The sequence below is a fragment of the Promicromonospora sp. NPDC023987 genome, from assembly GCF_040639055.1.
Lineage (GTDB): Bacteria > Actinomycetota > Actinomycetes > Actinomycetales > Cellulomonadaceae > Promicromonospora.
The window spans coordinates 38,972-48,320 of sequence record NZ_JBEZZF010000046.1 but is presented as its reverse complement, the minus strand read 5'-3'; the positions used below and the strand labels follow the sequence as shown (position 1 = coordinate 48,320).

8 protein-coding genes are annotated in these 9,349 nt (G+C 71.1%); 1 reads left to right on the top strand and 7 read right to left on the bottom strand.

Annotation, left to right across the window (positions count from 1 at the left end):
• Positions 1 to 109 precede the first annotated feature (109 nt).
• The 5 genes from AB0F40_RS18980 to AB0F40_RS18960 all read right to left on the bottom strand — a co-directional run bounded on the left by AB0F40_RS18980 (position 110) and on the right by AB0F40_RS18960 (position 4,514).
• Positions 110 to 1,372, bottom strand: coding sequence for a cytochrome P450 (locus AB0F40_RS18980; protein WP_357470931.1), 1,263 nt, complete (start codon positions 1,370 to 1,372; stop codon positions 110 to 112).
• A complete protein-coding gene (locus AB0F40_RS18975) occupies positions 1,369 to 1,980 on the bottom strand; it encodes an ATP/GTP-binding protein (protein ID WP_357470929.1) in 612 nt (203 codons plus the stop codon). The genes AB0F40_RS18980 and AB0F40_RS18975 overlap by 4 nt, the downstream gene beginning before the upstream one ends.
• On the bottom strand, positions 1,961 to 2,314 hold the full coding sequence (locus tag AB0F40_RS18970) for a DUF742 domain-containing protein (protein ID WP_129789316.1): 354 nt from the start codon (positions 2,312 to 2,314) through the stop codon (positions 1,961 to 1,963). The genes AB0F40_RS18975 and AB0F40_RS18970 overlap by 20 nt, the downstream gene beginning before the upstream one ends.
• Positions 2,315 to 2,424: 110 nt before the next feature.
• Positions 2,425 to 2,838: a roadblock/LC7 domain-containing protein gene (locus AB0F40_RS18965; RefSeq protein WP_253876930.1), complete on the bottom strand. Its 414-nt coding sequence runs from the start codon at positions 2,836 to 2,838 to the stop codon at positions 2,425 to 2,427.
• Positions 2,835 to 4,514: an ATP-binding protein gene (locus AB0F40_RS18960; RefSeq protein WP_357470924.1), complete on the bottom strand. Its 1,680-nt coding sequence runs from the start codon at positions 4,512 to 4,514 to the stop codon at positions 2,835 to 2,837. The genes AB0F40_RS18965 and AB0F40_RS18960 overlap by 4 nt, the downstream gene beginning before the upstream one ends.
• A gap of 323 nt (positions 4,515 to 4,837) precedes the next feature.
• Here AB0F40_RS18960 and AB0F40_RS18955 point away from each other — a divergent pair, with 323 nt between their 5' ends.
• A complete protein-coding gene (locus tag AB0F40_RS18955; RefSeq protein WP_357470922.1) occupies positions 4,838 to 7,057 on the top strand; it encodes a prolyl oligopeptidase family serine peptidase in 2,220 nt (739 codons plus the stop codon).
• A 75-nt stretch (positions 7,058 to 7,132) separates the two neighbouring features.
• Here the strand turns inward: AB0F40_RS18955 and AB0F40_RS18950 are convergent, their stop codons facing one another.
• Together AB0F40_RS18950 and AB0F40_RS18945 are read right to left on the bottom strand one after the other, a co-directional pair.
• Positions 7,133 to 8,155 (bottom strand): hypothetical protein, encoded by a 1,023-nt coding sequence (locus tag AB0F40_RS18950; RefSeq protein ID WP_357470920.1) that lies wholly within the window; start codon positions 8,153 to 8,155, stop codon positions 7,133 to 7,135.
• Between the two features lie 149 nt (positions 8,156 to 8,304).
• Positions 8,305 to 9,342 (bottom strand): hypothetical protein, encoded by a 1,038-nt coding sequence (locus AB0F40_RS18945; RefSeq protein WP_357470917.1) that lies wholly within the window; start codon positions 9,340 to 9,342, stop codon positions 8,305 to 8,307.
• Between the last annotated feature and the right edge of the window lie 7 nt (positions 9,343 to 9,349).

The window sequence follows — 9,349 nt, the reverse complement described above, 5'->3', positions numbered from 1 at the left end:
CGTCCGGATGACGAGACCCACCGGGCTGTGGCCGGACCGCTGATCAGCGGTCCGGCCCCCGTTCTACTTCGCCACAGTTCTACTTCGCCACAGTTCTACCTCGGTGGGGTCAGCGCTCGATGCGGGGGCCGCCCTCGGTCGGCGGAGAGGTGAACCGGACCGGAAGGCTGCGCGGGTAGCGCGACCACGGCGAGATCGACATCTTGAGCGCGTCCGCCGGCACGGTCAGCTCCATGTCGAGGATCCTGCGCAGCAGGGTGTCCACGGCGATGCGGCCGATCAGCGGGCCGATGCGGTGGGCAGGGCAGGCGTGCGCACCAGCACCCCACGTGAGGTGGAACCGGCTGCCGAGCTCTTCCCAGGGGTCGTCCGTGCGGATGGCCCGGTCGGCGTTCGCGGCGGCGACGGCCGGCACGAGAGCATCACCGTAGGCGATCCGGCGGCCGCCCAGCTCGCAGTCCTGCCGGGCGAACCGGGGCAGCACGTGCGGCGCGGGCGGGTGCCGGCGCGACACCTCGTCCAGCGCGTCGTCCAGGTCGAGGCGACCGCGGCGCACGCGGGCCGCGAACGCCGGGTCCGTCAGGATCATGTGCAGCGTGCTGGCGATCCAGGCGATCTCGGCGTCGTGCCCCAGGCTGAACATCACGCCGATCGAGGCCATCACCTCCACGTCGTTCGCGTGGTTCGGGTGGTTCACGAGGGCGGTCGTCAGGTCCTCGCCCGGCTCCGCCCGGTGCGTCGCCACGATGACCGCCAGCAGCGCCTCCTGCTCGGCCGCGGCCGCGCGGGCCTTCTCCTTGCCCGCGTACACGGCCTCGGTGAGCTCGTGCATCTTGCTCCCGTCGGACAGGCTCATGCCGAACATCTCGGTCATGACCATCACGGGAACGGACACCGCGTACTCGCTCACGAGGTCGGCCTCGCCACGCGGCATCAAGCGGTCGATGATCGCCTCGCACGTCACCGCGACGGTGCGCGCGAGCCGCTTCTCGTCCACGCCGCTCAGGGCGTCGTCGAGCGGGGCGCGCAGGCGGCGCTGCTGCATACCGTCGAGGAAGTACGCGTTCTCCCGGGGTGCCAGGGCGGCGAACACCCCGGAGTCAGCGGGCAGGGAACGCTCCTGCACGTACCGCCAGTTGCGGGAGTTGCGGGAGAACAGCAGCTCGTTGCGCATGACGCTGCTCGCCTCGTCGTACCCCAGCACGAGCCAGGCGGGCACGCCCGGCTCCAGGTCCATCGGCGCGACCGGGCCCCACTCGTCACGGAGCTGCTCGTACAGCTTGTGCGGATCCCGGGCCGTCGTGATGTCCGACAGCTGCATCCGGTCCGCGACGTCCTCCAGCCTCAGATGCAGTCTGTTGGCCAACGTCACGCGTTGACCTTCTGGAACACCGGGAAGGTCATGGCGTGCTCGACCAGGGTGATGAGGGTGAGTACGGCGGACTGCCGGTCCCGCGCGTCGCACTCGACGATGGGCGTCTCCGGCAGCAGGTCCAGGGCCGCGCGCACGCGCTCCAGCGGATAGTCCGGCGAGTCCGGGAACTGGTTGACGACCACGGCGAACGGGATCTTGGTCCGCAGCTCCAGCTGGTCCAGGACCTCGAAGCTGTCCTCGAGGTGCCGGGTGTCGATCATGACGAGGGCGCCGACGGCGCCGTCGGCCAGGCCCGCCCAGAGGTCCCAGAAGCGGCGCTGGCCCGGGGTGCCGAACAGGTACAGCGCGATGTCCTCGGTCACGGTGATGCGACCGAAGTCCATCGCGACCGTCGTCGTCTCCTTGTTCGGCTGCCCCGGGTCGATGCCGACGCTCGCCGTGGTGATGCGTTCCTCGGTGCGCAGCGGGTCGATCTCGCTGACCGCGCCGATCAGTGTCGTCTTGCCCACCCCGAAGGCACCGACGACGAGCACCTTGACCGACCGTGCCACGGTCGGCGCCAGGTGCCGCTCGGGCGTGGTGCGGTCAGAGCTTGCGGAGTCCATCGAGAATCTTCTCCAGGATGTCCTTGCCGGGCAGGACGTGCGCTTGATGGTTGGAACGAATCGTCAGGTTCCCCGAATCGACCAGGTCGGAGACCATGACCGCCACGAGGCTGACCGGTAGCTGCAGGTAGGCCGCGACCTCCGCGAGCGCGAGCGTGCCTCGGCACAGCTGTACCAGCTCGCGCTCCAGCCGGCCCGCCGTCGAGAGCACGGGACGGCTCTCGACAGCACGGACAAGAGTCTCTGGTCGCAACGTGTTGCGCGACGGGTGCGCCCGCCCCGAGGTGAGCACATATGAGCGCACCGGGTGGTCGTGGTACTCCTCGGTGTCCATCCCCTCGCCCCCTGTCGGTCGGTCAGGTATCGGTCGAGCTGGTGGTGCCTGAACCCTCGAGCCCTGCCAGGCCCGAGCACTGCTTTCCTTCGACGGCGCCCGGTGCGGGATCAGCTCGTGATCCGCTCCGTGCCCAGGGTGCGCTCCCCGATCATGAGGACCTGGGCCTGCATCTGCTGGGCAATCAGCGCCGGGTCGATCACCGGATCGGTGACGACCGCGAGCCGCGAACCATCACCGGCCCCCCGGACAAAGAGGAACCCTCCGTCGAATTCCACCACAATCTGGCGAATCGTGTCGCTGTTTCCGAACTCCCTGCTCATTCCGATCCCCAGTGCCGCAAGTCCGGCACACGCCGCGGCGACCTTGTCGGCCGTGTCGAGCGGGGTCTGGTCCGTCCGAACCTTCATCAGGCCGTCCGAGGTGAGCACCACAACATGCTTGACCCCCCGTACGCCACTGATGAGCTCGAGCATCCAGCTGTTGCCGTCGGTGCTGGTCATGCCGTCGGCCTGCGTAGTCATCGGTCCTCCGAAGTTCCACCGGCTCCAGCCGGCGGCTCGCTGCTGTCAGGTGAGTCCCCGAACCGCGCCTCGCTCGAACTGAAGAAGGCACCCATCCACTCACCGGCCTCTTCGGCCGATTGCACGGGACCCGGAGCTTCCCTACGGGCCTCCGCGGTCTTGGTCCGGTCGTCGGGCGCCTCCGCCTCTCCACGGCGTGATCGCCGCTGCGGAAGTGCGGACGGCTCGGGGAACTCGTCGTCCTCGGGGCGGGCCCGCCCGGGACGCAGGGGCAGCTCGCCTGGGGCCTTCACCTGGGCACCGGCCACGGGCGTCTCCTCCTCGTCGTCGACCACGTCACCGGGCGCGCTCAGCGGCTCGACAGGGACAACGGTCGCAGGGTCGGGTGCAGCGGGGGCAGGCCACTCGTCGTCGTCCGCCGGCTTGGCGCCGGGCAGCTCTGGCGCGAGCTGCGGCTCGACGACGGCGGTGGTGCTGGCGCTCCGTCCGGAGCCGAGGGCCGAGACCCCGGTGGACGGGCTGCTCGCGCTCGGCAGCGTCGCCGCCGGCGTGAGCATCCCCGTCGGCACCACTGCCTCGGTGAGCTCCGCCGGGATCATGACGATGGCGCGGAGCCCGCCGTACACCGACTCGGTGACGTCGACGCGGAAGCCGTGGCGCCGCGCGTAGGTACCGACGACGGCCAGGCCGGTCTGCGGGATCTCGCCTAGCTCCGTGATGCTGATCTCGCGCTTGCCCGAGGCGATGTCGCGCGCCTGCTCGAGCTGCTTGAGGTCGAGGCCCACACCGCAGTCGTCGATCTCGACGACCGCGCCACGCTGCACCTGGCGGAGCGACACGAGCACCTGCGTCGTGGGCGGAGACGACTGCGTGGCGTTGGACAGCAGCTCGGCCACCAGGTGGATGAGCGGCTCGACGATGCGCGCCGAGACGGCGACCCCGGGGTCGCCCGACACCTCGACCCGGTGGAAAGCGGTGATGCGGCTGGCAGCGCCCTTGACGACGTCGGGCAGCGGGAGCGGCTCGCTCCACTGCTGGCCCGGCCACTCGCCGCACAGGGCCGCGAGGCTCTGTGCCTGGCGGGCCTGCTGGGCCGCGGCGTGGTCGACGCGCATGGACGTCTGCAGGATGTCCGGGTCGGTGGGGTGGCGCTGCACCATCCGCGCCGCCTCCTCCTGGATGCGGTGCGCGGCGGCCTGGACCTTGCGGCTCAGGGCGACCACGGCGACCTGGACGGCGTCGCGGCGGGCCACCCGCTCCTCCTGGACCCGGGCGAGCATGGCCGCCGCCTCGTCCAGCCGGGCCTGTGCGCCCGCGTCGCCGGGAAGGTGCGGCAACGGCGGCGCCGGCTCGCTGTCGAGGAAGGCGGGCAGCTGCTCCTTCGCCAGGGCGTCGAGGGCCGCGGAGGCCGCCTCGGCACGCTCCTCGGCCCGACGGTGCGCGAGGACGAGGTCCTCGTGCGATGCGAGGTCGTCCCGTGAGGACCGCGCTGCGATCAGCGCGGCCGCCACGGCGAGCCCGACGGCGGCGATGCCGACGAGCCATGCGGGCCACGTGGACGAGGCCCCGGTGGCAGTGAACAGGACGGGCGCTACGAGTACATAGGCAAGCACGCCGGCGACGCACACCCAGGGCGCGACCTGGCGCAGCCTGCTCGGCGGAGGAGAAGAAGACATCGAGCTCACCGAGCCGATCCCCCTAATAGTTGTCTCGTCAGAGTTTGGAAAGCCCGGACACGGCGGATTACCGCGGCCTGCTTCACGAACTCGGCTGGAGGGGGCGAACAACCCCCTGGAGTGCAGTTTCTACCACAGCGCGTCCCACGCGTGGAAGGGCACGGCCGTGGTGCGACCAGCGAAAATATGTGCCAGTGAGGAATGCGGCAGCACCGCGGTCCAATAACCCCACATTACGGCAAAAAACGGGCGCGCATCGCTCAGGCTACGGCAAGCGGCCCACGGACGGCGGAAGCCGCTACCGGCCGCGTAGGGTGCTCACCATGAGCGTCGAGCACACCCAGACCGCCCCCCGATCCGCTCTCCCGGCCACTCCCCTGGACCCCGCCGGCACCGACCCGTTCGCGTGGCTCGAGGACGTCGACGGCGACGCCGCCCTGAGCTGGGTCCGCGAGCGCAACGCGCACAGCGCCGAGGCGCTCGGCGGCCCCGCCTTCACCGAGACCGAGCGGGCGGTGCGCGAGGTCCTCGACTCGGACGACAAGATCCCGCACGTCTCGAAGGTCGGCGAGCACTACTACAACTTCTGGCAGGACGCCGAGCACGAGCGCGGCCTGTGGCGCCGCACGACCCTCGACTCCTACCGGACCGACGACCCCGAGTGGGAGATCGTCCTCGACCTCGATGCCCTCGCGGCACAGGAGGGCGAGAGCTGGGTCTGGCACGGCGCGAGCGTCCTGCGCCCGACGCCGGAGCAGCTCGCGGCGGGCGAGCCCCGCAGGCACGCGCTGGTCGACCTCTCGCCGGGCGGCTCCGACTCCGACGTGACCCGCGAGTTCGACCTGGTCACCAAGCAGTTCGTGCCCGAGAGCGACGGCGGGTTCGTCCGCGCGCAGGCCAAGGGCGGACTGTCCTGGGTCGACGCGGACACGGTCTACGTGTTCACGGACTTCGGCGCGGGCACGATGACGCCGTCGGGCTACCCGCGGCAGGTGCGGCGGTGGCGCCGCGGCACTCCGCCGGCCGAGGCGACCCTCGTCTACGAGGGCACCGACGAGGACATGTACATCAGCGCGTCCCGGTCGCACACCCCGGGCTTCGAGCGCGACCTGGTGCACCGTGCCCTGCGGTTCTACGCCAACGAGACGTACCTGGCCACGGGTGTGGGCACGCCCGGGCAGACCCTCACGAAGATCGATGTGCCCGACTCGGCGAACGTCGGCCTGCACCGTGAGTGGATGCTGGTGCGGCTGCGCGACGACTGGACGCTCGGCGAGGTCACCTACCGCGCCGGATCCCTCCTGGCCGCCGGCTTCGACGACTTCATGGCCGGGTCCCGCGAGCTGACCGTCCTCTTCGAGCCGACGCGGACGACGTCGCTCTCCGGGATCACCTGGACGCGGAACCATCTGGTCCTCAACGTGCTGGACGACGTGAAGAACCTGCTCCATGTGCTGACGCCGCCCGCTCCGGTGGTCGCACTTCGACAGGCTCAGGAACCGCGAGTCGAGACCGAGGTTTCGACAAGCTCAACCAGCGATCAGTCGTGGGCACGGTCCGAGCTCTCCGTGGGCGGCGAGCTGCTCACGGTCGGCGTCGGCGCGGTGGACGTCGTCGACTCCGACGACGTCTGGGTGGTCACCACCGGTTACCTGACGCCGTCGACGCTGGGGCTCACCACCGTCGGGCCGGGTGAGCACGGGGAGGCACCCGAGGTGCTCAAGTCGGCGCCCTCGTACTTCGAGTCCGCCGGGCTGGCGGTCCGCCAGCAGTTCACCGAGTCGGACGACGGCACGCGCGTGCCGTACTTCGTCGTCGGCCGGGCGGACCTCGTCGCGGGCGAGGCCGGTCCCGCGCCCACCCTGCTGTGGGGCTACGGCGGGTTCGAGCACGCGATCCTGCCCGGGTACTCGGGCACCGTCGGCCGCGCATGGCTCGAGCGCGGCGGGGTGTACGCCGTGGCGAACATCCGGGGCGGCGGCGAGTACGGGCCGGCGTGGCACCAGGCCGCGCTGAAGGAGCACCGCCACCGGGCGTACGAGGACTTCGCCGCCGTCGCGCGCGACCTCGTCGTCCGCGGCATCACCGTCCCGGCGCAGCTCGGGATGGAGGGCCGCTCGAACGGCGGTCTGCTCGCCGGGAACATGCTCACGCGCTACCCGGAGCTGTTCGGGGCGATCATCGTGGGCGTCCCGCTGCTGGACATGAAGCGGTACTCCCACCTGCTCGCCGGCGCGTCCTGGATGGCCGAGTACGGCGACCCGGACACCGACGACTGGTCGTTCGTCCGGACCTTCTCGCCCTACCACCTGTTCGACGCCGCCCGGGACTACCCGCCGGTGCTCTTCACGACGTCGACGAAGGACGACCGCGTGCACCCCGGCCACGCCCGCAAGATGGCGGCCCTCATGCTGGCCGCGGACAAGGACGTGACCTACTACGAGAACATCGAGGGCGGCCACGGCGGCGCGGCGAACAATGCGCAGGCTGCCTACATGGCGGCGACGCACTGGACGTTCCTGTGGAACCGGCTGAGCAGGTGAGCCGCCCGGGCCTGCGGCCCTGACTGGATGTACCTGGTACGTCCGGTCAGGGCCGCAGGCCATCGAAGGTCGCGGTCACCACTGCCTGCGGCGTAGGAGCGTCTCTCGGATGGCTAGCTCGAGGCGCTGTTGGTCGATCACCTCGTTCCACCCCAGATCGAGGATCCGCCAGCCCTCCTCCATCAGCGCCTGGGCCCGCAGGCCCCGCTCCTCGTGACGTACGGACGGATCACCGAAGGAACCGCCGGAGTATTTCACCGCCCCGTGGAACTCAAGGCCCACCTTGAGCGCCGGCCAGCCCGAGTCCACCCAGTACGTGCCGCGCCGGGTCCCCACCTGGATCTGGGTCTCCAGCCCTTCCGGTCGCACGAGCCGTGCCGCCCGGTAGGTCAGGACCTCGCCGGGGGAAGCACATCCCGGTTCGATCGCCTCGAGCACCGTCCGCGCGGCCGCGATGCTCGGCACCCTGTGGTTCTCGTCGACGATCACACCGACGACGGCCGGGTCCGCACCGAGCCGGAAGGCCGACGTGGCAAGCACCAGCGCGCAGTCGTGCTCCAGCGTGCGGGCGCAGTCGAACACCGTGCGCTCCAGCGTCGTCACGGGGATCCGGTCGACGACCGTGCGATCCCGCGGGGTAAGCGTTGCCCAGTGTCGGCGGACGCCGTCGTCGCCCCGCCTGATCTTCGGTTTGACCGGGTACGTGACGTGGACGGCCTGCGGCATCCGGTACTGCCAGCACCGATGCAGCACCGCTGCGGTCGTGTGCGTGAAGCAGAGCTGGGTGCCCGAGGCGTCGGCAAGGCCACGCACGGTACGCATCAGTGCCGCTTCGGCGTCCTGGCTCCTGTTGCCGGACTCCACCTGGACCGGCAGGTAGACGCCACGCCGCACCCGTTCGACGCGTCCCGCGCGCGCGTCGCGGGCTAGTGCCCTCCTGGTGCCGCGGGTGTCATAGGGCAACGACGCAGGCACGACCGGTCCCGTGGTCCGGTCCGCCGAGTAGAGCCGCGCCGTGAGATCCGTGCCGTCCCGCCATGCGCGTTGCCACGTTGCGATGCGGTCGAGATTCGTGCGGTAGTCAGGCTGCTTTCGCATCCGGCCATCATCGCAACCAAGAGCTGCCAAACGGCTGGTTCATTGCCAATACCTGTGGAAAACCTACGATCTACGATCAGGGTGATGGGCCCGCGGCCCTGACGCGACGTACCTGGTACATCGAGTCAGGACCGTAGGCACGGGATCGTCTACGCCTCGGCGCGCTCCGCCAGTGACTCCGCTATGCGGCCCAGGTTGGCCAGCTCCGCGCGGTGGGCGTCGGACGAGCCGAGCGTCGTACGGGGGGCCGCCAGCAGCGTCACGTCGGCGAGCCCCGTGGCGGGCAGGCCGATCCGCCGCCAGGGCACCGTCACCAGGTCGGCGAGCTCGCCGAGCGCCGGGCCCGCACACTGCGACACCTGCGCCGGCGGTAGCCCGGCCCAGAGCGCGGTGCCGCGTTCCGAGGCGCGGGCCAGCAGCTCCCAGGCCTGCTCGTTCCAGCCGTCCGGCCCGACGGCGGCCAGGTCCAGGCCCAGCGCATCGGCACCGGCGAGCACCACGGCCGGTACGCCGACCCACGTGCTACCGAGGTGCACCACGGACCGCGCACCGGCGTCCCGCACCGCCGCGAGCACCGGCTCCAGCCCTTCGACGATCTCGGGCCCGGCCACCGCCCGCAGCCGCGAGAATCCGGAGAACGTCGGCAGGACACCCGCGTGCACCTGACCGAGCAGCGGTTCCGCGAGCTGCACGGTGACCTCGGCGCCCGGTACCTGGGCCGCGATGTCTGACACCAGCGTGCGCAGGCTCTCCGCGAGCGCGAGCGCAAGGTCGGCGCGGGCGCCGGTGTCGGCCAGGACGCGGTCTCCCCGCGCCGACCAGAGCTGGGCCGCCAGCGTCCACGGCCCCAGCAGCTCCACGGTGAGCGGACCCGTGTAGCCGTGCGCGGCGATGGCGAGCGCCCCGAGATCCTCGCGCCAGAACGCCTCGGCCCGGCGCGCGTCGGCGCCGCGTCGTTCGGTGAGCTTCCAGCCGTGCGGGCCCAGCTCGACGGGCATCTCGGTGAGGCGCACCGCCGTCCGCCCCAGGGCATCGGCGCCGGGACCGCGCTGCGTCAGCTGCGTCAGGAACGGGATCGCGTCGACACCGGTGGGCAGCTCCGCGAACTCACCCAGCGCCGTCTGCTGCGCCTCGAGCACATCGCGCTCGCCCCCGGGCCACGGCCCGTGTCCGGTCACAGCGGTCATCAGCTCT

What these genes read in the sequence shown, in the direction of transcription:
- AB0F40_RS18975 (WP_357470929.1), bottom strand. Translation starts at nt 1,980, where the DNA reads ATGGACTCCGCAAGCTCTGACCGCACCACGCCCGAGCGGCACCTGGCG.
- AB0F40_RS18970 (WP_129789316.1), bottom strand. Translation starts at nt 2,314, where the DNA reads ATGGACACCGAGGAGTACCACGACCACCCGGTGCGCTCATATGTGCTC.
- AB0F40_RS18965 (WP_253876930.1), bottom strand. Translation starts at nt 2,838, where the DNA reads ATGACTACGCAGGCCGACGGCATGACCAGCACCGACGGCAACAGCTGG.
- AB0F40_RS18960 (WP_357470924.1), bottom strand. Translation starts at nt 4,514, where the DNA reads ATGTCTTCTTCTCCTCCGCCGAGCAGGCTGCGCCAGGTCGCGCCCTGG.
- AB0F40_RS18955 (WP_357470922.1), top strand. Translation starts at nt 4,838, where the DNA reads ATGAGCGTCGAGCACACCCAGACCGCCCCCCGATCCGCTCTCCCGGCC.
- AB0F40_RS18950 (WP_357470920.1), bottom strand. Translation starts at nt 8,155, where the DNA reads ATGCGAAAGCAGCCTGACTACCGCACGAATCTCGACCGCATCGCAACG.
- AB0F40_RS18945 (WP_357470917.1), bottom strand. Translation starts at nt 9,342, where the DNA reads ATGACCGCTGTGACCGGACACGGGCCGTGGCCCGGGGGCGAGCGCGAT.